20 protein-coding genes are annotated in these 20,603 nt (G+C 67.7%); 12 read left to right on the top strand and 8 right to left on the bottom strand.

Features of this window, described 5'->3' with window-relative positions:
• The first annotated feature begins 1 nt into the window (after position 1).
• Genes glgX through treY form a run of 4 tightly spaced genes read left to right on the top strand, consistent with a single transcriptional unit; the run spans position 2 to position 8,683 of the window.
• Complete coding sequence (glgX, locus tag ASD71_RS06235; RefSeq protein WP_056561206.1) at positions 2-2,113, top strand: glycogen debranching protein GlgX; 2,112 nt, start codon at positions 2-4, stop codon at positions 2,111-2,113.
• A complete protein-coding gene (gene treZ, locus ASD71_RS06230) occupies positions 2,110-3,897 on the top strand; it encodes a malto-oligosyltrehalose trehalohydrolase (RefSeq protein WP_056561204.1) in 1,788 nt (595 codons plus the stop codon). Before glgX ends, treZ begins: the two co-directional genes overlap by 4 nt.
• Positions 3,894-6,059, top strand: coding sequence for a 4-alpha-glucanotransferase (gene malQ, locus ASD71_RS06225; protein WP_056561202.1), 2,166 nt, complete (start codon positions 3,894-3,896; stop codon positions 6,057-6,059). The genes treZ and malQ overlap by 4 nt, the downstream gene beginning before the upstream one ends.
• Positions 6,056-8,683 carry a malto-oligosyltrehalose synthase gene (gene treY / locus ASD71_RS06220; RefSeq protein WP_056561200.1) on the top strand — a complete coding sequence of 876 codons (2,628 nt, stop codon included), beginning with the start codon at positions 6,056-6,058 and terminating at the stop codon, positions 8,681-8,683. Before malQ ends, treY begins: the two co-directional genes overlap by 4 nt.
• Positions 8,684-8,802: 119 nt before the next feature.
• Here the strand turns inward: treY and ASD71_RS28175 are convergent, their stop codons facing one another.
• Positions 8,803-8,979, bottom strand: a complete 177-nt coding sequence (locus ASD71_RS28175) for a hypothetical protein (RefSeq protein WP_200949360.1) — start codon at positions 8,977-8,979, stop codon at positions 8,803-8,805.
• 161 nt (positions 8,980-9,140) lie between these two features.
• Positions 9,141-10,052 carry an EAL domain-containing protein gene (locus ASD71_RS06215; protein WP_056561198.1) on the bottom strand — a complete coding sequence of 304 codons (912 nt, stop codon included), beginning with the start codon at positions 10,050-10,052 and terminating at the stop codon, positions 9,141-9,143.
• A 286-nt stretch (positions 10,053-10,338) separates the two neighbouring features.
• Between ASD71_RS06215 and ASD71_RS06210 the strand changes: the two genes are divergently transcribed.
• Both ASD71_RS06210 and ASD71_RS06205 read left to right on the top strand, forming a co-directional pair.
• Positions 10,339-12,462 (top strand): FUSC family protein, encoded by a 2,124-nt coding sequence (locus ASD71_RS06210; protein WP_056561196.1) that lies wholly within the window; start codon positions 10,339-10,341, stop codon positions 12,460-12,462.
• Between the two features lie 115 nt (positions 12,463-12,577).
• Positions 12,578-13,414 (top strand): universal stress protein, encoded by an 837-nt coding sequence (locus tag ASD71_RS06205; protein WP_056561194.1) that lies wholly within the window; start codon positions 12,578-12,580, stop codon positions 13,412-13,414.
• A 125-nt stretch (positions 13,415-13,539) separates the two neighbouring features.
• On the opposite strand, the gene ASD71_RS06200 is transcribed toward ASD71_RS06205, so the two are convergent.
• The 3 genes from ASD71_RS06200 to ASD71_RS28170 form a co-directional block, all read right to left on the bottom strand.
• Positions 13,540-14,496 (bottom strand): 2-hydroxyacid dehydrogenase, encoded by a 957-nt coding sequence (locus tag ASD71_RS06200; protein WP_056561192.1) that lies wholly within the window; start codon positions 14,494-14,496, stop codon positions 13,540-13,542.
• Positions 14,497-14,646: 150 nt separating this feature from the next.
• The gene (locus ASD71_RS27475) at positions 14,647-14,799 is read right to left on the bottom strand and encodes a DUF3309 family protein (protein WP_082578807.1); all 153 of its coding nucleotides are present in this window, start codon (positions 14,797-14,799) and stop codon (positions 14,647-14,649) included.
• A 47-nt stretch (positions 14,800-14,846) separates the two neighbouring features.
• A complete protein-coding gene (locus ASD71_RS28170; RefSeq protein ID WP_167427925.1) occupies positions 14,847-15,011 on the bottom strand; it encodes a hypothetical protein in 165 nt (54 codons plus the stop codon).
• A 182-nt stretch (positions 15,012-15,193) separates the two neighbouring features.
• Here ASD71_RS28170 and ASD71_RS06195 point away from each other — a divergent pair, with 182 nt between their 5' ends.
• A complete protein-coding gene (locus ASD71_RS06195) occupies positions 15,194-16,246 on the top strand; it encodes a DNA topoisomerase IB (protein ID WP_056561190.1) in 1,053 nt (350 codons plus the stop codon).
• On the opposite strand, the gene ASD71_RS06190 is transcribed toward ASD71_RS06195, so the two are convergent.
• A complete protein-coding gene (locus tag ASD71_RS06190; RefSeq protein ID WP_056561187.1) occupies positions 16,247-16,498 on the bottom strand; it encodes a hypothetical protein in 252 nt (83 codons plus the stop codon). It abuts the gene before it with no gap.
• A 147-nt stretch (positions 16,499-16,645) separates the two neighbouring features.
• Here ASD71_RS06190 and ASD71_RS06185 point away from each other — a divergent pair, with 147 nt between their 5' ends.
• The 3 genes from ASD71_RS06185 (at position 16,646) to ASD71_RS06175 (ending at position 18,364) form a co-directional block, all read left to right on the top strand.
• Complete coding sequence (locus ASD71_RS06185) at positions 16,646-16,975, top strand: four-helix bundle copper-binding protein (protein ID WP_056561185.1); 330 nt, start codon at positions 16,646-16,648, stop codon at positions 16,973-16,975.
• A 94-nt stretch (positions 16,976-17,069) separates the two neighbouring features.
• Positions 17,070-17,390: a YqjD family protein gene (locus tag ASD71_RS06180; RefSeq protein WP_235512028.1), complete on the top strand. Its 321-nt coding sequence runs from the start codon at positions 17,070-17,072 to the stop codon at positions 17,388-17,390.
• A gap of 83 nt (positions 17,391-17,473) precedes the next feature.
• Positions 17,474-18,364, top strand: a complete 891-nt coding sequence (locus ASD71_RS06175; protein WP_056561180.1) for an SDR family oxidoreductase — start codon at positions 17,474-17,476, stop codon at positions 18,362-18,364.
• A gap of 45 nt (positions 18,365-18,409) precedes the next feature.
• Here ASD71_RS06175 and ASD71_RS06170 read toward each other — a convergent pair whose 3' ends face one another.
• Positions 18,410-19,030, bottom strand: a complete 621-nt coding sequence (locus ASD71_RS06170; RefSeq protein ID WP_056561178.1) for a DUF4142 domain-containing protein — start codon at positions 19,028-19,030, stop codon at positions 18,410-18,412.
• A gap of 33 nt (positions 19,031-19,063) precedes the next feature.
• A complete protein-coding gene (locus tag ASD71_RS06165) occupies positions 19,064-19,654 on the bottom strand; it encodes a hypothetical protein (RefSeq protein WP_056561176.1) in 591 nt (196 codons plus the stop codon).
• Positions 19,655-19,835: 181 nt separating this feature from the next.
• On the opposite strand from ASD71_RS06165, the gene ASD71_RS06160 reads away from it, so the two are divergent.
• Both ASD71_RS06160 and ASD71_RS06155 read left to right on the top strand, forming a co-directional pair.
• Positions 19,836-20,102 (top strand): hypothetical protein, encoded by a 267-nt coding sequence (locus ASD71_RS06160; protein WP_056561174.1) that lies wholly within the window; start codon positions 19,836-19,838, stop codon positions 20,100-20,102.
• A 61-nt stretch (positions 20,103-20,163) separates the two neighbouring features.
• Positions 20,164-20,508, top strand: coding sequence for a DUF378 domain-containing protein (locus ASD71_RS06155; protein ID WP_082578806.1), 345 nt, complete (start codon positions 20,164-20,166; stop codon positions 20,506-20,508).
• Positions 20,509-20,603 lie beyond the last annotated feature (95 nt).

Below are 20,603 nucleotides of genomic sequence, written 5' to 3'. Positions count from 1 at the left end.
CATGGATCCGTCCCAACTGACCCGTATCACCGGCGGCCAGCCGACACCGCTGGGCGCCACCAGCGACGGCCTCGGCGTGAACTTTGCCGTGTTCTCGGCGCACGCCACCCGCATCGAGCTGTGCATCTTCGATCCCAAAGGTCGCAAGGAACTGCGGCGCTTCGACCTGCCCGAATGCACGGACGAAATCTGGCATGGCTATCTGCCGGATGCGCAGCCCGGCCTGCTGTATGGCTACCGCGCCCACGGCCCTTACGACCCGCAGAACGGGCACCGCTTCAATCCCCACAAGCTGCTGCTGGACCCGTACGCCCGCCAGTTGAGCGGACCGCTGCACTGGAGCCCCGCGCTCTTTGGCTACCGCATGAATCACTCGCGGCTGGACTTGAGTCTTGACCGCCGCGACAGCGCGCCCGCCATGCCCAAGGCCATCGTGGCCGATGAAGTCCCGTTCAACTGGGGCAACAGCAAGGCGCCGTGCACGTCGTGGAACGACACGACGATCTACGAGGTCCACGTGCGCGGCGCCTCGATGCAGCGCGAAGACCTGCGCCAGCCGCTGCGCGGCACCTGCGCCGCCCTGGCCGATCCGCATTTCATCGAGCATCTGCAACGCCTGGGCGTGACGGCCGTGGAACTGCTGCCGGTGTATGCATTCCTGCAGGACCACTTCCTGACCGAGCGCGGCCTGCGCAATTACTGGGGCTACAGCACCCTGTCGTACTTTGCGCCCGAGCCCGGCTACCTGATGCAGCACCCCAACGAACTGCGTCTGGCCATCCGCCGCCTGCACGCGGCGGGCATCGAGGTCATTCTTGACGTGGTCTACAACCACACCTGCGAAGGCAACGAGATGGGGCCGACGTTGTCCTGGCGCGGCCTGGACAACGCCAGCTACTACCGCCTCATGCCGGGCGAAGAGCGTTACTACATCAACGACACCGGATGCGGCAACACGGTGAATATGTCGCATCCGCGCGTGCTGCAGATGGTGACCGATTCGCTGCGCTACTGGGCCACCTCGTACGGCGTGGACGGCTTTCGCTTCGACTTGGGCGTGACGCTGGGACGCGAAGGCAACGGCTACGATCCCGGATCGGGGTTCTTTGACGTCATCCTGCAGGACCCGGTCCTGTCCAAGCTCAAGCTCATTTCCGAGCCATGGGACATCGGCCCGGACGGCTACCAGCTTGGCAACCATCCGCCCGGGTTCGCGGAATGGAACGACAAGTTCCGCGACACCACCCGCCGCTTCTGGCGCGGTGACGAAGGCATGCGCGGCGACATGGCGGCCCGGCTGTGCGGGTCGCGCGACATCTTCGACCGCCGCCATCGCCGCCCCTGGTCCACCGTCAATTACGTCGCCTCGCACGACGGCTTCACGCTGGCCGACATCGTCAGCTACGACGGCCGCCACAACGAAGCCAACGGCGAGGACGGCAACGACGGTCATTCCGAGAACTTCAGCCACAACTGGGGCGAGGAAGGACCCACCGACGATCCCCAGATCCTCGAGACGCGCGGCCGCGTGCAACGCGCGCTGCTGGGTTCGGCGATGCTGTCCGACGGCACGCCGATGCTGCTGGCCGGCGACGAATTCGGCAACAGCCAGGACGGCAACAACAACGCCTACTGCCAGGACAACGCCACTTCATGGCTGGACTGGACGCAGGCGCAAAGCGACGCCGGCCGGGCGCTCAGCCGCTATGTCGGCCGACTGACCGCGCTGCGCCGCGCGCATCCCAGCGTGCGCAGCGCCCGCTACGGCGATGCCGGCCAGGAGATCCAGCCGGGGATCCCCGCGATTTCCTGGTTCGACGCCGCCGGTGCGCAACTGGACGGCCCGGCCTGGGAAGCAGAGCAGGATCGCGTGATGGGCTTGCGCCGCGCCGCCCAGCGCCCCGAAGGCGGCGCCGACGTCACGCTGTTGCTGATGAACCCCACACACGAAGCGGTGACCTTTACGCTGCCGGAGCCCGGGCTCGCCTGGTCGCTGGAGCTGGATTCGGACAAGCCCGCCGCGCCCGCGCCGTGGGACGAGCCGTCCGTGACGGTGGCCCCGCATAGCCTGGTCCTGATGGCCCAGCGCGCGGAACCCGGAGACGCGTCATGACGCATTCGTACTCGTTTGGCGCGATTCCGCTTGAAAGCGGCGTCACGCGCTTTCGGCTATGGGCGCCCAGCGCCCCGGCCGGCCTTGCGCTGGAGGTCGAGGGCCATCCGCCCATTCCGATGCGCCCCGGCCCGGACGGCTACGCGCAAGCCGACGTCGACTGCCCGCCCGGCACCCGCTACCACTATCGGCTGGACGAGCACACCATCACTCCCGATCCCGCCTCGCGATTGCAGGACGGCGATGTGCATGGCGACAGCGTCGTCGTGCAGCCGGGCGTGTACCGCTGGCGCCACCCGGAATGGACCGGCCGCCCGTGGGAAGAGACGGTCATCTACGAGGTCCACGCGGGTATGGCCGGCGGCTACTCGGGCTTGATCGCCCGGTTGCCGGAACTGGCGGACATGGGCATCACCCTGCTGGAACTCATGCCCATCGCCGATTTTCCGGGCGCACGGAACTGGGGCTATGACGGCGTGCTGCCGTATGCGCCCGATACGGCGTACGGCTCGCCGGACGACCTGAAGCGCCTGATCGACGCGGCGCATGGCCATGGCATGGGCGTGATGCTTGACGTGGTCTACAACCACTTCGGCCCGGACGGCAATTACCTATCCGGTTACGCGGCGCCCTTTTTCCGCACCGACATCGACACCCCGTGGGGCGCGGCCATCGACTTTCGCCAGGAAGCCGTCAGCACGTACTTCAAGGAAAACGCGCTGTACTGGCTGACGGAATACCGCTTCGATGGCCTGCGGCTAGACGCCGTCCACGCTATCGCCGGGCACGAGTGGCTGCACGAACTTGCCCGCTTTGTGCGCGACGGGGTCTCTGCCGAGCGTCACGTGCATCTGGTGGTGGAAAACGACGACAACCGCGCCAGCCTGCTGCGCGGCGACTTCGAGGCGCAATGGAATGACGATGCGCACCACGTGCTGCACCATCTGCTGACCGGCGAATCGCGCGGTTATTACGCCGACTACGCCGAAGCGCCCGCGCAGGCGCTGGCGCGCTGCCTGGCCGAAGGCTGGGTGTATCAGGGCCAACCCTCGGCCTACCGAGGCGGCCAGGCGCGCGGCGAGCGCAGCGCGGACCTGCCGCCGACGGCCTTCGTGCTGTTCCTGCAGAACCATGACCAGACCGGCAACCGCGCACGCGGTGAACGGCTGATCGCCCTGGTCGACAATACCCAGCGCTTGCGCGCGGCCGTGGCGCTGCAATTGCTCTCGCCGCAGATCCCCTTGATCTTCATGGGAGAGGAACGCGGATCGCGTGCGCCGTTCCTGTATTTCACAAGCCATACCGATCCCGAACTGGCGCAGGCCGTGCGCGACGGCAGGCAGCGCGAATTCTCGGCCTTCCCCGAATTCGCGGGCGATTCGCCCGCCGCGAAGTTGCCCGACCCGAACGACGAATCCACGTACCACGCCAGTTCTCCCTGGCAGGACGAGCCAGATGCGGCAGAGTGGATGCGCGACTATTCCGCGCTGCTGCAATTGCGCGCGCGGTCGATTGCGCCACGCCTGGCGGGCGCAATAAGCCTGGGCGCCGCGGCGGTGGGAGACCGCAGCGTGTTCGCCCGCTGGGAACTGGCCGATGGCGCCCGGCTCACGGTCTACACGAATCTGGGACCCACGCCTCAAACGGTGCCGGAATCGCTCATGCCCGGTCCCGATGTGTTCGCAACCCTGCTCTTCGAATCGCCTCCGGGCGGGCGCGACCGCCTCGCGCAAGGCGAGCTGTGTCCCGATTGCACCGTCTGGCTGCTGGAGGAAGCGGCATGAAGCGCCCCATGGCCGAGCCGGATGGCTTATCTGCGCTGGCCTTGGACGCTGGCATCGCGGAACATTGGACGGACGCGCGCCAGCGCCCGCAGCGCGTGGCCCCCGACACGTTGCGCGCCCTGCTGGCTGCCATGGACCTGCCGGCGGGCACCGCGCGCGATATCGACGACAGCCGGCGGCGCCTGGCGGAACAAGCCGCGGACGTGCTGCCGCCCATGCTGGTGACGCGTTGCAACGCCCGCACCGTATTACCCAAGACCGCGCGCGGGCCGTATCGCGTCCTGTGCGAGTCCGGCCGCATCCTGGACGGGCACATCCAGGCCGGCGCCGACCGCGTGCCCTTCATGATTGCCCCCGACGAGCCCGGCTACCATCGCCTGCTGCTCACAACGGCCGAGGCCACACTCGCGGTTGCCCCGCAGAAGGCCCCAAGCCTGGCCGACCTGACCGGCGTGACCGGCCCGCGCTGCTGGGGCCTGGCCGCGCAGGTCTACAGCCTGCGGCAGGACGCAAGCGCCGCCGTGCCGCGCACGCACGGTTTCGGCGACTTCGGCGCGCTGCGCGAACTGGCGGTGGCCGCCGCGGAGCAAGGCGCGGACATGCTGGCCATCAGCCCGGTCCACGCGATGTACACGGCGCAGCCCGAGCGCTCCAGCCCGTACTCGCCGTCCAACCGCCTCTTCCTGAACGTGCTGTACGCGGCGCCCGCCTCGGTACTCGGCCAGGACGCCATGGTGCGCGCGCTGGCCGGCGTCGAGCCCGCCGAACTCAGCGCGCTGGACGGGCTGGAGCTCATCGACTGGCCGGCGGCCGCGGCGATCCGGCTGCGGGTGCTGCGCGCCCTGCATGCGGAATTTGCCAGCAGCGGCGCCTCCAGCCAGCGGGCCCGCTATGCGCAGTTCTGCGAAGACCGTGGCCAGGCGCTGCGCGATCATGCGATCTTCGAGGCCCTGCATGCCGCGCAGCGCGCGCCGGACGGCAAGATCCCGCCGTGGCAGAAATGGCCGGCCGCCCTGCGCGATCCGGCCTCTTCTCAAGTCAAACGCTTTGCGCAGGATCACCCGCTTGAGGTGGACTTTCATCAATTTGCCCAATGGCTCGCGGCGGAAAACCTGGCTGCGGCGCACACGGCGGGCCGCGAGGCCGGCATGCGGCTGGGCCTGCTTGCCGACTTGGCAGTGGGCGCCAGTCCGGACGGCAGCCATGCGTGGAGCCGGCAGGCCGACCTCATGCGCGGCATGTCGGTTGGCGCGCCGCCCGACATCTACAACCCGCTCGGACAGGGTTGGGGCCTCACCGCGTTTTCACCGCGCGCGCTGCACACCAACGGCTACGCCGCATTCATCGAGATGCTGCGCGCGGTGCTGGCCCACACCGGTGGCGTGCGCATCGATCACATCCTGGGCATGGCACGCCTGTGGCTGGTGCCGGAAGGCGCGTCGCCCGCCGACGGCGCCTATCTGCGCTATCCGCTGGACGAGATACTCGCGCTGATCGCGCTGGAGGCCTGGCGCCACCGCGCCTGCGCCATCGGCGAAAACCTGGGCACGGTGCCCGAAGGCTTCGACGACCGGTTGAACGACAACGGCGTGCTCGGCATGAACGTGCTGTGGTTCATGCGCCAGGCGGTGGACGCACCGCCGGTCGCGGATGCGGCAGAAGCAGTCGCCGCGGGCGCGGATGCCTCCGGCGCACGGGCTGCCGCCGGCTTCACGCCGCCCGCCGAATGGCCCGAAAACGCCGCCGCCATGACCACGACCCACGATCTGCCGACCCTGCGCGGCTGGTGGGAAGAGCGCGACATCGACTGGCGCGTCAAACTCCATCTGCTGGGCGACGACGACGACGAGCAAAGCCTGCGCGCCGCCCGCGCGCAGGACCGCCAAGCGCTCACCCGCGCCCTGGACCCGAAGGCGGAAACGCCGCCCGGCCAGGCCCCGGTTCCCGAGCTGCTGCGCTTTGTGTCCTCCAGTCCCTGCCCGCTGCTGCTGGTGCCGATGGAGGATATTGCGGGCGTGCTGGATCAGCCGAACCTGCCCGGCACCATCGACACCCATCCCAACTGGCGCCAGCGTATGCCATTGAGCATCCGCGCGACATTCGCAGACCCCGCCGCGCAGGCCCGCCTGGATGCCGCGCGCGCCGGAAGGAGACAATCTTGAGCACACCGCAAGCCACCGCCCGCCTGCAGTTGCACGCAGGCTTCACGCTCGACGACGCGTGCGCGCAGGTGGACTATTACGCAGACCTGGGCGTCAGTCACCTGTATTTATCGCCCATCACGCGCGCGCGGGAGGGCTCCACCCATGGCTACGACGTCATCGACCACGCCGTTGTCAGCCCCGAACTGGGCGGCGAGCCCGCCCTGCTCCGCCTGGCCAGCGCCGCGCGGGCGCGTGGCCTTGGCCTCATCGCGGACATCGTGCCCAACCACATGGCGGCGAATCCCGCCAACGCCTGGTGGCACGACGTGCTGGCCTATGGTCCCGCCAGCGCATTCGCGGCCTACTTCGATATCGAATGGAACCCGCCCACGCCGGCGCTGCGCAACAAGGTGCTGCTGCCGGTCCTCGGTGACCCGTACGGCGCATCGCTGGAACACGGCGCCATCACGCCGCAATGGGACACCGGCGCGTCGGCCCCCGAGCTGGACGTGCATGGACAGCGCTTTCCGCTGACCCCGTCGTCCGTGCCGCGCGGCGCGGAGCGTCAGGCGTGGCTACGCGAATACGACCCCGCGCAACCGGCTGGCCGGCAGCGCCTGCATGAACTGCTGGAACGCCAGCACTACCGTCTGGTGTGGTGGCGCACCGCGCCGGACCAGATCAATTGGCGGCGCTTCTTTGAAATCAGCGAACTCGTCGGCGTGCGCGTCGAGGACGACGGCGTGTTCGATGCCGTGCACGCGCTGGTTCTGCGGCTGTACGCGCAGGGTGTGCTGGACGGCCTGCGCATCGACCACATCGACGGCCTGGCAACGCCGGGCGGGTATTTGCGCCGGTTGTCGGCACGGCTTGCCGATGCCAATGCCAACCGTCCCGCGGCGCTGCGCCAGGACCAGCCCTACCTGGTTGTCGAGAAAATCCTGGCGCATGACGAGGCGCTGGACCCGCGATGGCTGACGGACGGCACCACGGGCTACGACTTCATGGATCAGGTGAGCGCGGTGCTGCACGACCCGCAGGCCGAGGCGCCGCTGCAGGCGTTCTGGCGCACCCTGACCGGCGATGACCGCGACGCCGCCGAGCAGCTGCGCGCGGCACGGGTGCGCATGCTTGCCCGGCATTTCCCGGCGGAACGGCAGGCGTTGGTGCGCTGCCTGGAACAGATCGCCGCCCGCGATTTGCGCACGCGCGACTGGACCGCCACGGCGATCGACCGCGCGCTGAGCGCCCTGCTGGCCGCCTTTCCCGTCTACCGCACCTATGCGGAGGACGAGGGCCGCAATCCGGCCGACGCCCACCAGCGAGAGGTCGCGGTTCAGGGCGCCGCGACGGCGATGGCGGCGCGCGAAGGCTCGGCCGACGCAACCTTGCTGGCGCAGATTGCGCAATGGCTCAACGGCGAAACGGACCATCCCACCGCCCTGCGCCGCTTCCAGCAACTGACGCCGCCCTTGGCCGCCAAGGCGTTGGAAGACACACTCTTCTACCGTTACGGACCGCTGCTGTCGCGCAACGAGGTGGGCGCGTCGCCAGCGTGCTTCAGCCTATCGGCCGAAGATTTCCATGCCGCCTGCGCCGCCCGCGCACGCACCCATCCCCGCGCCATGCTCGCCACCGCCACGCACGACCACAAGCGCGGCGAAGACACACGGATGCGGCTGGCTGTCCTGACGGAAATGCCCGAGCGTTGGCAGGAGGCCGCGCGCGGCTGGATCGACGCATTGCCCGGCGGCATGACGCGGGCAGACCGCTACATGCTGATCCAGACGCTGATCGGCGCATGGCCCTGCGAGTGGCGCGCGGATCCCCCCGACTGGTCGCCCGACGCCCTGCAAGCGTGGCTGGACCGGATCGGCCAGTGGCAGGAAAAGGCGCTGCGCGAGGCCAAGCTGCACACCAGCTGGACCGACCAGGATCCCACCTACGAAGCCGCCGCAAAGGAATGCCTGGCGTGGCTGGGCGGAGACCCCGAAGGCCGCCGCGTGCTGGCCGGCATTGCCGCCTTTGCCCTGGAGATCGCGCCCGCGGGCATGGTCAACAGCTTCACGCAGACGCTGCTGCGCAACACCTTGCCCGGCGTGCCGGATCTGTACCAGGGAACCGATTTGTGGGATTTCAGCCTGGTCGATCCGGACAATCGCAGGCCGGTCGACTACGCGTTGCGTGCGAAGCTGCTCGCTGACGGATCACGCGACGTGGCGATCGACCTGTCCGAGTCGGCCTGGCGCACCGGCGCGGTCAAGCAGGCGCTGATTCACCGGCTGCTTCTGGCCCGCCAGCGCACCCCTGCGCCCTTTACGAGTGGGGAATTCCACTCGGTCGCGGCCGAGGGCGCTCAAGCTGGCCACGTGCTGGCGTATGTGCGCCAACACGAGGGTCAGACGGCCCTCATCGTCGCGGCGCGGACGTGTGCCCTGCATTTGACCGGGTATGCGCGTGGCGACGCAGCCGGCGCGCGCGCGTTCTGGGCCGGGACGACGCTGCGATTGCCGGCAGGCAGTCCTGGCCTGTCGCTGCATGACGCCTTGACCGGCCGCCGCGTGCGCACGGACGCCCACGGCCTGCTGCCCATCACCGAATTGCTGCGCGACGGACCCGCAGTGCTGTGCCTGTCGGCATAACCGGGGGTGGCAGACGCAATTTGGCCCCGGATGCGCCACGGAGAGCGGACGCGGCCGGGGCCGTCAGGCACTACGCAACGAACCGCGCGCTGGTCACGCGGCCGGCGTAGTCAGCGCATTTAGCGCTGATTCCTGTTTTGCTGATCTGAAGTCTGACCTTGCTGATTACGGTCTTTCTCCATCTGCTCGCCAGCTTGGCCGGGCTGCTGACCCGGCTGGTTACGGTCCCGAGGATTCTCCTGGGATTGTTGCTTTTGCGGTTGCTTCTGCTGGTCGGGTTGGTTTTGGTTGGCCATTACACGTCTCCTAGTAGGCGGAGATATTCCGCATAGACCATAGAGCAACCCGCGTGCCCAACGCCGCCCGCAACGGGAAGCGCCAGACATGATTCTTGGGGGACGGAAGCGGAAGGCGCAAAATGCCGCGCCGATCGGTAAAAACTACCGTTGCACAGGGGCTAGAGCAATGCCGTGTGCACGGCGGGCCGTCCGGTTTCAGCATCCTGGCCGGGGCCATCGAACGCGTCCAGCCACGACGACGCGTAGGCGGCAGGCGCTGCCAGCGGCTCTCCGCCGTCGCGCTGAGTGCGCAGCCGCAGGATCAGTTCGTCCAGCGGCATGGGCCGACCCAACGAAAACCCCTGTCCGTAGCGGCAGCCCGCCGCGCGCAGGGCGGGAATGTCGGCAACGTTCTCCACGCCTTCGGCGACCACGCGCCAACCCAGGCGGGTAGCCAGCTCCGCGGCGGTACGCAGGACTTCGAAGGCCACGGCGCTGCGGCGCATGCGCGTGACGAAATATTGGTCGATCTTCACTTCGGATAGCGGCAGCGCCGACAGCAGCTTCAGCGACGCGTGGCCGGTGCCGAAGTCGTCGAGGCTGACTTCGCAGCCCGCCTCTTCCAGGCGCAGCAAAGATGCGCGCAGCACGTCCAGGTCGTGTATGGGCTGGTCTTCCGTCAGTTCCACACGCACCAGCGACGGCGGCAGTTCCGCGGCCCGCACGCGGTCCAGCAGGAAGTCGACACAGCGAATTTCCGACAGCGTGGTGGCCGGCGCGTTGATCGCCAGCGGCACGGCGACGCCAACGCGGCGCAGCGTCTGAAGCGCGTCGATGACCCGCACGCACACGCGTTCAAACAGCATGCAGTCCAGCCCGAGCCGATTTACCGCAGGGATGAAATCGTTAGGCATCACAGTGCCAAGCTGCGGGTGCTGCCAGCGCACCAGCGCTTCGGCGGAAACGATGCGACCGGTCAGCAGGTCGACTTGCGGTTGCAGGAGCACTCGCAGCCCGTCCCTGCCGGTGATCATTGCCGTGATTTCCGCGTCGCTGACCACGGGATTTTGGCAAGACTCAGTATTTGACATGGCTTGCTCCGGTAGTGTCCCGACGGCTTGCCTGCGCTGTCCGGGCGCAGATCGGGACACGATATTGACGCATTCTGCGCCCTCCGAGCCATAAAGTCACACACATGTAACCATCAGTGTTAAGGTGCGCAAATTCATGTTTGGCGCGGCTTTGCGGGCGGCTCGTTCGCCCGTTGCAGGTTTGTTGCCTGGCCTTCCCCGAATCCTCCTGCCACTGTCTTGTCGACATGGTAGGGTTGCCGTCTTTCGGCCCTGGCCCGCCCTCTTTTCGCTGCACTTCATCCGCGTGACTAGTTTGCTTACCCGTTGGCGCGCCTCCCTGCGCAATGTCCTGTGGCTCGATGCCCTGCAAGCCGCCGCCATCAGCGCGGCTCCCGTCATCCTCGCCGTGCTGGTCCACGAGCCGCGCCTGGGCTGGACCGCCATCGCGGCGTTCTGGGCCTGCTTCGGCGACCCTGGCGGCCCCTTGCGCAAGCGCGCCGGGTCGATGCTGGCGTTGGGCCTGATCGGCGCGCTGTTCTGCCTGCTGGCCAGCGCCAGCGCGTCGCATCTGTGGTTGCTGCTGCCGCTGACCTTTGTCTGCTGCACCTTCGGCGGGCTATTGCGGGTGCTGGGCCCCGCTGCCGCCATTGTGGGCACGCTGCTGTCGGCCGGCTTTGTCGTGGCCGCCGAGCTGCCGGCGCCGACGCTTCAGGAAAGCCTCTGGTACACCCTGTTCTTCCTGGCTGGCGCGGTATGGGCGATCCTGATGACGGCGCTTGTCTGGCGCCGCCGGCCCTGGAAGGACGCGACCCATGCGGTCGCCCACTGCTACCGGGGCCTCGCCGACTTTTCCGATGCGCTGGCCCGCATGTACTCCGGCCTGGCGCCCGCGGCAGAGCCACAAGCCTGGAGCGCCGTCGTCCGGCCGCAGCGCAGCGCCCAGCGCGCCGCCCTGGAAGCCGCCCGCGTCCGGATCCGCGAGGTGCTCGACGCCCGCCCGTCGCGCCGGGCCCGCGCCCATCAACTGCTGTATCTGCTGGACAGCGCCGAGGACAGCTTCATCGCACTGGTCGCCGCCGCCGACCTGCTGGAATCCAACGCCCCGCGCTGGCTGGGCCGCAGCGCCGGGGCGCACCTGTCGCACGCGCTGCATCGCTACGCCAGCGTCTGCAACGCCATCGCCAGCACCTCCGACGTCAGCGACGCCAAGCAGGCCGAGTGCCTGCGCGAGCGCCTGGCCCACTACAACGCCGGACTGCGCGACCTGCGCGGCGGCGCCATGGCTTACGCGCCGGACCTTGCCACCGTGGTGCCGGTGCTGGACCGCCTGCTGCACACCGCGCAGGCGGTCACGCAATCCCTGTTCGACCTCGCCGCCACCCCGGCCGCGCCCGCGCACCGCGCAAGCGATGCGAGCGGCGCCCGGCAGGCCTGGCGCACGCTGCGCCAGAACCTGCGGTTCGAATCCGACGCCTTCCGTCACGCGCTGCGTGTTGGCGTGGGCGCCACCATTGCAGTGGCGCTATCCAAGACGTTCGCCGTCAACCACGGCTACTGGATGTCGCTAACGCTGGTTTTCATTCTGCAGCCCTACTTTGCGACGACCTGGCAGCGCACGGTCGAGCGCGTGGTCGGCAGTGTGGCCGGCGCCATCGGCGCCTCGTTGCTGGGACTTTTGCTCACCACACCCCTATCCGTGGCGCTGGCGGTCCTGCCCATCGCGCTGGGCACGTTCGCCGCGCGCACCGTCCATTACGCGCTTTTCACCTTCTTTTTGACGTCGCAGTTCGTCCTGGTCAGCCACATCCAGCAGCCCGAGATCTACGAGCCCACGCTCGCCGCGCTGCGCGCGTTCAACAGCGTCCTGGGCGGCATTCTGGCGCTGCTCGTGGGATTTCTGGTCTGGCCGGAAAAAGAGCCGCGGCAGCTTGCCGGCGCCTTGACGCGCGCGCTGCAGCGGCATGCGGACTACGCGCTGGCCCTGGCACAGGACAAGAGCGGCGCCGCCGCCTCCCGCGACATCGTGGGACTGCGCCGGCTTGCCTGCCTGTCGGCCGACAACGCCGAGGCGTCCCTGCAGCGGCTCCAGCAGAATCCGGTGCATCGCGACCGGAACGTGGACACCGCCGTGAACCTGCTCAACGCCATGCGCCGCATCACGGCCGCGGGCACTGTGCTGGAAATCCAGCCAGCCCTGCCGCCCGAGTCCCCTGCGGCGGCAGCCCTGCGGGACTATGGCGCCGTGCTGGCGCATGTGCTGCATCCGGAAGGCCCGGTCCCCGTGCGCGAGGCACGCGGCCTGGGCGTGCCCGCGGTCATCGCCGCCGCCGAGCCGGCGCTCGCCGCGCCGCTGGACCGCATCGCGCAGCAGGCACGGCAGATCCGCCAATTGCGCGACCGCGTGCAACGCGACCCGGCGCCGCAATAGCGGCTTGCATTGAGCCGGCGGGGTGAAACTCCAACCGGCTTGACGCGCATCAATGGGGAGCCCAGGTTAAACGGCAACCATACGGACATGGCTTGTTTAACCAAGGAGGCCCTCCATGTACCGCCGCATTTCCGTCCACCTGGACCACGGGTTTGACTGCAAGCGCCGCACCGCGCTCGCGCTGGAATTGGCCAAGCGCCACAAGGCAGAACTGGTGGGGGTCTACGCCAGCTCCGCGCCGCCGCAGTATTACTACGGCGAATCCGTCATGATGTCGCGCTCGCTCAACATCATCAAAAACCTGCAGGCGCAGAACCGGGGCGAGGTACAAAACGCCTTTCTGGAAGCCGCCGCCACTGCAGACGTACCGGCCGTCGTCCGCGCCGGCGAATCCTCGCCCAGCGCCACCGTCGCTCTGCACGGCCGTGCCAGCGACCTCATCATCGTCAGCCAGCAGAACCGCGACGACGTCGAGGCCGCGCACGAAAACGAATTCGTCGAGCAAACCCTGCTGACCGCGGGCCGTCCCGTCATGGTCGTGCCGTCCAGCGGCGAATTCCCGGTCATCGGCGATCGCGTCCTACTCTGCTGGGACGGCAGCCGCGAAGCCGCCCGCGCGCTGGCCGACGCCACCCCGCTGCTACAGGGCGCCTCGCACGTGGTCGTGCTGACCATGGACGAAGGCGCGGCCACCCGCAACATCGAATCCATCCCCTTCGAAGACCTGGCCACCTATTGCGTGGCGCACGGCATTCCCGCGCCGGACCACGTGCGCCGCGACATCAAGGGCGTCGGCGTCGGCAGCACCATCCTGAATGCCGCCGCGGATTACAGCGCGGACCTGATCGTCATGGGTGCGTACGGGCACAGCAAGTTCCGGGAATGGGCCATGGGCGGCGCCACAGCGTCCATTCTGAAGAGCATGACCGTGCCGATCATGTTCTCGCACTGACGGGGTGGCCGAACCGTAGCCGCAAAGACGCCGACGCCGCGTCCCCCAAAGGACGCGACGTCGGCGCATTCAACATCGGCACATCCGCCGACGTTACGTTCACGTCGGCAAACGGCCGCGCGGCTTCACGCCGCCACGAGGCTCGCGTCCCGCACCGGCGTCAGGACGGGTTTGCCGCCAAAGTGCGCCGTGGCGTTTTCCAGAAACAGAGCAACGGTCGCCGCCACCGCTTCGGGCGAGCGTCCCGCGCTATGCGGCGTCAGGACCACGTTGTCCAGCCGCTTCAACGCATCGGGAATGGTCGGTTCACCGTCCACCACATCCAATCCCGCGCCGGCGATGCGCTTCTCGGCCAGCGCGGCAATCAACGCGTCCGTGTCGACCACGCTGCCGCGCGCGATATTGATGAGATACCCGTCCGGACCCAGCGCCTCCAGCACGCCGGCGTCCACCAGATGATGCGTGCCCGCGCCGCCGGGCGTGGCCACCACCAGGAAATCGGACTCAGCCGCCAGCGCGCGCGGATTGTCGAAGTACGTATAGCCGCATTCCGGGCGGGCGCGGCGGTTGTAGTACCCCACGCTCATCCCAAACCCATTGGCGCCCCGGCGGGCGATTTCCAGGCCGATCGTGCCCAGCCCAAGAATGCCCAGACGCTTGCCGCTGACTTGCGGACCCATGAAGCCGCTCCAGTGCCCCTGCCGGACCCAGGCGTCGGCCTGCGGCAGCCGGCGCGCGGCGCCCAGCAGCAGCGCCATCGCGTGGTCGGCCACGGACACGGCATTGGCGCCCGGACCATTCGTGACCTGGATGCCGCGCGTGTGCGCTGCGGCAAGGTCGATATTTTCATAGCCGACGCCCAGCGAGCACACGATGCTCAATTGCGGTAGCGCGGCCATCTCGTCGGCGCGCAAGCCAGTGGCGCCACGGGTCAGAACGGCGCGGATATCGGCGCCATGGTCCTGGATGGCCTGGGCGCGAGTCTGGTCGGTGGTGGCGAGGATCGGGCGAAAGCCCTTGGATTCAATGACGGGAAGATAGTCCCGAACGCTGTCGATCAGGATCAGTAAGGGGATACTCATGTCGGGGCTGCGGGTATAGGTTGCTGCTGAAACCCGCAAATCTTACGCCCGACGCGGCGTACGCGCCAGGACGGGCGCCCCTTGGCGTCCATCCTGACGGGGCCAGCCGAACGCTAGCAGGCATCCGGCGGCCTTCAGCGTGTCATGGCGCTATATGCGTCCCATCAGCAGCAACACAATGAGCACCACTACGACGATGCCCAAGAGGCCGCTGGGGTAGTAGCCCCAGCCACGGCTATGCGGCCAAGCGGGCACGGCGCCGATAAGCAGCAGGATCAGGATGATCAGCAGGATGGTCGACATAATGACTCCTTGGTTTTTGTTGATTCGAGTTGTTCAGGCGCGTAGCGTCAGGCGTCTTTCGGCGGCACGATTTCCTTGACGGGCGGGGATAGCGGGGGAAGATCCACGTCCGGCTCATCGGTATCCGGATCCACGGGCAGATCGCCCGGCGGCGAGCCGGGCGGAATCGGGTCCGGCTTCGGCGGCACATGTAATTGCAGGACGGTTTGCATTGCACTCTCCTGTGAAGATTCTCTCGCTGGCGGCGCCTCAGGCCCGGCGTGGGTACCGGCGGCACGATCACCAACCCGGTCTTCAGCAAGCGCCGTGCCCAAACCCGCCGTCCGCCCTGCGAGGCCCGGCCGGGAACGCGGCGTGCTGGATGCGGGCGCTACCGCGCGCACCCGGAGATTGAATGAGCACCCGCACGCAAAAGGACCCGGATCCGCTGCCCGTCGAAGAGGCGGCGCTGACCTATGTGGATGACACGCAACCCGGGTACACCCGCGTGCGGGTCAACGCCCATACGTTTCATTACCTGGATCAGAACGGCGCTCGTGTCACCGACGAATCCGAAATCCAGCGCATCAACGCTCTGGCCATTCCTCCGGCCTACGAGAACGTATGGATCTGCCCGCTGAAAGATGGGCATCTGCAGGCCACGGGGCGCGACGCGCGGGGCCGCAAGCAGTATCGGTACCACCCGGACTGGACGGCGGTGCGCGATGCCACCAAATACAAGAACCTGCTGTCCTTCGGTCACGCCCTGCCCGGCATCCGGCGCCAGGTCGAACGCGACATGAAAATCCCCGGCCTCACGCAGGACAAGGTGATCTCCGTACTGGTGCGCCTGCTGGAGATCACGCTGATCCGCATCGGCGGACGCGAAGACGCACGAGCCAACAAATCGTATGGCCTCACGACGCTGACACGCCGGCACACGACCGTGGCCGGCAGCCGCTTCCGGTTCCGTTTTCAGGGCAAGAGCGGCGTGGCGCACGACGTGACGGTCACCGACCGGCGGGTCGCGCGCATCATCAAGCAGTGCCTGGACATTCCCGGCCAACAACTATTTCAGTATCTGGATAGCGACGGGGCCAAGCATCCGGTCGATTCGGGCGCGGTCAACGCCTATCTGCGCAACGCGGGCGGCGGCGAATACACGGCGAAACACTACCGCACCTGGGCTGGCTCCGTGATGGCCTATGCCGCGCTGCAGGTGCGCCAGGCCGACGACGAGCGGCGCGCCAAGCAGGAGGCCGTGGACGTGATCAAAGAAGTCTCGAAACGGCTGGCCAACACGCCGGCCGTCTGCCGCGCGTGCTATGTGCACCCCGCAATCATGGAGGCTTACCTGACCGGCACGTTACCGGCCCGCAAAGCCGCCCCGGCGGGTCCTCGCGGGCTCAGCGCCGACGAGCGGCGCCTGCTCGCGTTCCTTCACGACCAGCAGGCGGCCGATGACTGATCAGAAAATCGACGACCGCGCGTTCTTGGCGCGGGGTTGCGGCGCGGAGCCGTCGGCCCAGTTCGACTCGGTCTTGTTGTCGACCACTTCGCGTTTGTCGCGCGCCGCCTCATCGGGCGTGTCGGCGTCGGGTTTATCCGGTAGATTCGGCACGTCGACGGGACCACTCGGCGGCAGTATCTTAGCGTTGTCCTGCGCGGATTTGTCGGCGCGCGCCGACGGGGTGGATTTGGGTGCGGACGAAGGTTTCATGGTGATCTCCTGCCTTTGCGAACCTTCATCCTACGGTTCCTCGCCCGCGGGAAAAACTGTCAAGACCTTCAAATTGCAAGCGGATGTGCCGCCGGGCGCCCTGCACTTGTGTGGCGGCGCGGCCTCGGCCGCTCACAAGGAGATGCAATGCGAGACCCAAACTTCGAACAATGTGTGCAAGCCTGCTATGAATGCGCAGTGGCGTGCGACCAGTGCGCCGCCAGTTGCCTGCGGCAGAACCCGGCGCAGCTCAGGTCCTGCATCGCCCTTTGCACCGACTGCGCGGCGGTTTGCCGGCTATGCGCGGCCATGCTGGCCCGCGAAGGCGAATTCGCGCAGGCGCTGTGCACCCTGTGCGCGCTGGTCTGCGACGCTTGCGCCAGGCAGTGCTCCACGCACGAATCCGAAAAATGCCAGATCTGCGCGGGCGCCTGCATCGCCTGCACGCTGGCATGCCGAGACATGGTCGAGGCGTAAGCCTCGCCCCGCCACGCGGCCGCCCGGGCCGGCCGCGACGGCGCATTTTCCGCCCGACAGTCAGGAGCTTTCGATGGCCACGACGAATACCCCTATGCCTTCCGACTTTCCCGAGAACGGCCCCGACGATCGTGGCGCCTACCGGCGCTCGCGGCATCCGGAAAGCTGGATCGACGAGCTGGAAGCCACGCTCAGCGACAGCTCGGCAACGGACCTTGAGGCCTTGAAGGCGCGCTTGAGCGACCAGCTTCAAGCCACGCGTCAAAGCCTGCGCGATGCGTCCGACAACGCGCATGACCTCATGCGCGAAACTCTGGATTGCACCGAGGAATACATCCACGCGCGCCCCTGGCAGGCGGTCGGGCTTGCGGCGGGCGCGGCGTTTCTGCTCGGCATCATTGTCGGGCGCCAGTAGACCGTTCGACGCGGCCGCCGGGCACGGCGTTTGCTTGACTCCCGGGCGCAAGGCGCATCCCGCGCCGCCCAATGGGAGAAAACATGAGCACACCCAAAAGCGCCCAGACCGGCGACCGCCCGCATCCCACGCCGCCCATGCCGGGCCAGCATCTGGACGAACAGCCAGGCGTTGAAGCCGACATGCTGCTCAAACCGCAGTACCAGGCGCCCGGCTACAAAGGCAGCGGCAAACTGCAGGACAAGGTTGCCATCATCACCGGTGGCGACTCCGGCATCGGCCGCGCCGTCGCGGTTCTGTTTGCCCGCGAGGGCGCCGACGTCGCGGTGCTGTACCTGGACGAACACGAAGATGCCAAGGAGACCAGCCGCGCGGTGCAAGCCGAGGGCCGCCAATGCCTGCTGATTCCGGGCGATGTGCAGGACGCGGCCTTTTGCAACGAAGCGGTGGCGCAGGTCGCCAAGCACTTCGGCAAACTCGACATCCTGGTCAACAACGCCGCCTACCAGCTGCACACCGAAACGCTGCCGGAAATCAGCGACGAGAAATGGGACAAGACGCTGCGCACCAACATCACCGGCTATTTCTACATGGCGCGCGCGGCGCTTGAACACCTGAAGGCGGGCGACGCCATCATCAACACGGGCTCGGTCACAGGCCTGAACGGCAGCGCCAAGCTGCTTGACTATTCGTCCACCAAGGGGGCGATCCATGCCTTCACCCGATCGCTGGCCGCCAATCTTGCCGAGCAAGGCATCCGCGTGAACGCGGTGGCGCCTGGACCCGTGTGGACGCCGCTGAATCCGGCCGACCGAAGCGCCGAAGAGATCAAGTCGTTTGGCGAAAAAACGGACTTCAAACGCCCAGCGCAGCCCGAGGAAATCTCGCCGGCTTATGTCTTTCTGGCTTCGCCTGAATGCTCTAGCTACATCACCGGCATCGTGCTGCCCATCACCGGCAGCGCGGGCGACTGAGCGCGGGCGCGCCGCGCACTGCCCCTCCGCGCCCCGCTACGCACGTCACTTTTCCGGCACCACCGACGCCGGCGCGGATCGGGATGCCGGGGACACCGGCGGCGCCTCGCCCTTGGGAGCGGGATGGATCCGGTCTCCATTGACAGCGGGTTCGCGCTGAAGCGCCCGGCTCATTGCATAGTGGTCGCTCAGCATCGGCAAGGTGCGTACCGCAAAGTCTCGCACCTGCGCATCCTCCGACTCCTTCGCGGCCGTCTCGAACAGGCGGTTGGCGGTGGCGTGGGCATCCACGGCCGCCTTCTGGATGTAGAGCTGGTCAAACGCCGCGCCGGTCTTGCCACGCAGTTCGTGCAGCGTGGCGCGCTCAGGCTCGGCCGGTTGATCCGGCAACGCCACATTCTTCGCGGCGGCCAGCGCCTTCAGTTCCTTGTTCACGGCAGTGTGCTGTTCCAGCATCTTGGACGCGAAGGCGCGCACCTGCGCGTCCTGCGCGCGCTTGCCGGCCAGCTCGGCCGCCTGCACCTCGAACATGCCGGCGCCCGACGCCGCCTGCAGGAATCGCGCGTCCGACGCGTCAAGTTCGGCGGCTTGGCTCAGCGGGCCGGCGCCCGCCAGGACGAGCGCCGCAGCGACGGCCGCCAACGAGGAAATTGAAAATGGCTTCATTGTTATGTCTCCGTGCTGAGGGCCTATTGGCATTCAATTGGCGGTCGTGGGCGCTTCAACGCGGCGCGGCGGATCCAGCGGATCAAAGTCCTGCCACTTGCCGTCTTGCCAACGGCCATTCGCCCGCTCGATATCCGTGCCGCCCGCCTCGCGCAGAAGCTGGCGCGCCTGCTGTTCGTGGCCGATGTCCACATGCAGCGCCAGCATCACACCAGCCTGGCGTACCGGCGGGTGGGATTTCTCGGGCTCGCCGGGCGCCGTGCGCACGCGCTTCTTGCGGCCGATCACCCACATGGCGCCCGCCAGCGCCCCGATATAGGCGCCCACGCCGGCCGCCGCAATGGTGATGAAGATCGACGCGGCAAATTGCGCGGCGATCACTCCCGCCACCAAGGCAAACACCAGACCCAATAGCGACGCGCCGGCGACCGCACCGAAATGCCCGCCTTTGGCGTCCGGGTCCGCGACGCGGTCGCCGCCAAGCGGAAAGCGCCCGTGCTCGCCGGCGATGCTGACGTAGAACGTGTGGATGTCGTCCTCGGTATAGCCCTCGGCAAACAGCTTCTGGGCGGCCAGCGTGGCTTCGTCGAAGGTCTGGAACCGTGCAGCGACAATCAAGGACATGACAATCTCCCGGTAGAAAATTCACCCATCAGGAGCAACTTCCATACCTGCCCTGCTCCTACCCCGTCCGACTCGCCCCGTTGATCCGCGCCTTCGGCATGGCGCTTGCTGCCAATCCGCGACCACATGCGGCGTCCTCGCGCCGTTCCGTATCCGCACCCCGTCCTATCCGGAGATTGCCATGCCCCGTATTCCCGACACTGATCTGAACCCCGACGACAGCGGCCGACCCGATCTGGGTCCCAGTGACTCCTCGGATTCCGCCAGCGACCTGCCGTTCGACCGCCGGCACACCGACAGCGATTCCCAGGCCACCGGCGAACGCGAAAGCGTGGAACCGGACTTCGAGGACGACGACGGCGCGGACGTCGCGACCGATCGCATCACGGACGCGGACGAGGCCGGCATCTCGCGCGATGCGCCCGACCCGGTCCGCAACGGCGGCTAGCCCCTACGTATCGGCGTCGCGGATCCCTGAACGACCCGCGCCGCCCCAATGAGGAAAGACGATGGAAATTTCCCGTAGCGAGGAGCTGTTTGCCGGTCCTGGTCCCGATGAGCCGGAGCCCTTGTCAGACGTGTTGCCACAGCCGGTATCCCTGGCAGTGTCGGACGATGGCCGCGACAGCCCCACGTGCAGCCTGTCCGCGCTGGACTGGACGGCGCTGATCGCCGTGGTGGCGGGCGGTTTGAACAGCGGCTTGATCGCCGCCGTCAATCTGGATGTGATCGCAAAAATCCTGCCGCATGCTGCGGCGGCGCGCGTCGTCTACGGCCTGATCGGCATCGCCGCGTTGTACTGCGTCGTGCTGCTGTTTCGCTTGGCCGATGACCTGAACGAAGCGCCCCGCTGAACGCATTCAACGAAGGCGCCCGCCCGATATGCCCCGCCCGGTGCCCCGCTGGTACCGTTTATGCGGCGCGAAACCGCGCCGCCGGGACTGCCGGC

This window comes from Achromobacter sp. Root565, assembly GCF_001427425.1.
Classification (GTDB): Bacteria; Pseudomonadota; Gammaproteobacteria; order Burkholderiales; family Burkholderiaceae_B; genus Achromobacter; species Achromobacter spanius_D.
Note: the sequence above shows the minus strand (reverse complement) of the source record. Positions and strands in the feature narration are given on the sequence as shown.

Bases quoted from the DNA above. Each gene is read 5' to 3' on its own strand.
- glgX (WP_056561206.1), top strand. From the start codon at position 2: ATGGATCCGTCCCAACTGACCCGTATCACCGGCGGCCAGCCGACACCG.
- treZ (WP_056561204.1), top strand. From the start codon at position 2,110: ATGACGCATTCGTACTCGTTTGGCGCGATTCCGCTTGAAAGCGGCGTC.
- malQ (WP_056561202.1), top strand. From the start codon at position 3,894: ATGAAGCGCCCCATGGCCGAGCCGGATGGCTTATCTGCGCTGGCCTTG.
- ASD71_RS28175 (WP_200949360.1), bottom strand. From the start codon at position 8,979: ATGGCCAACCAAAACCAACCCGACCAGCAGAAGCAACCGCAAAAGCAA.
- ASD71_RS06215 (WP_056561198.1), bottom strand. From the start codon at position 10,052: ATGTCAAATACTGAGTCTTGCCAAAATCCCGTGGTCAGCGACGCGGAA.
- ASD71_RS06205 (WP_056561194.1), top strand. From the start codon at position 12,578: ATGTACCGCCGCATTTCCGTCCACCTGGACCACGGGTTTGACTGCAAG.
- ASD71_RS06200 (WP_056561192.1), bottom strand. From the start codon at position 14,496: ATGAGTATCCCCTTACTGATCCTGATCGACAGCGTTCGGGACTATCTT.
- ASD71_RS27475 (WP_082578807.1), bottom strand. From the start codon at position 14,799: ATGTCGACCATCCTGCTGATCATCCTGATCCTGCTGCTTATCGGCGCC.
- ASD71_RS28170 (WP_167427925.1), bottom strand. From the start codon at position 15,011: ATGCAAACCGTCCTGCAATTACATGTGCCGCCGAAGCCGGACCCGATT.
- ASD71_RS06195 (WP_056561190.1), top strand. From the start codon at position 15,194: ATGAGCACCCGCACGCAAAAGGACCCGGATCCGCTGCCCGTCGAAGAG.
- ASD71_RS06190 (WP_056561187.1), bottom strand. From the start codon at position 16,498: ATGAAACCTTCGTCCGCACCCAAATCCACCCCGTCGGCGCGCGCCGAC.
- ASD71_RS06185 (WP_056561185.1), top strand. From the start codon at position 16,646: ATGCGAGACCCAAACTTCGAACAATGTGTGCAAGCCTGCTATGAATGC.
- ASD71_RS06180 (WP_235512028.1), top strand. From the start codon at position 17,070: ATGCCTTCCGACTTTCCCGAGAACGGCCCCGACGATCGTGGCGCCTAC.
- ASD71_RS06175 (WP_056561180.1), top strand. From the start codon at position 17,474: ATGAGCACACCCAAAAGCGCCCAGACCGGCGACCGCCCGCATCCCACG.
- ASD71_RS06170 (WP_056561178.1), bottom strand. From the start codon at position 19,030: ATGAAGCCATTTTCAATTTCCTCGTTGGCGGCCGTCGCTGCGGCGCTC.
- ASD71_RS06165 (WP_056561176.1), bottom strand. From the start codon at position 19,654: ATGTCCTTGATTGTCGCTGCACGGTTCCAGACCTTCGACGAAGCCACG.
- ASD71_RS06160 (WP_056561174.1), top strand. From the start codon at position 19,836: ATGCCCCGTATTCCCGACACTGATCTGAACCCCGACGACAGCGGCCGA.
- ASD71_RS06155 (WP_082578806.1), top strand. From the start codon at position 20,164: ATGGAAATTTCCCGTAGCGAGGAGCTGTTTGCCGGTCCTGGTCCCGAT.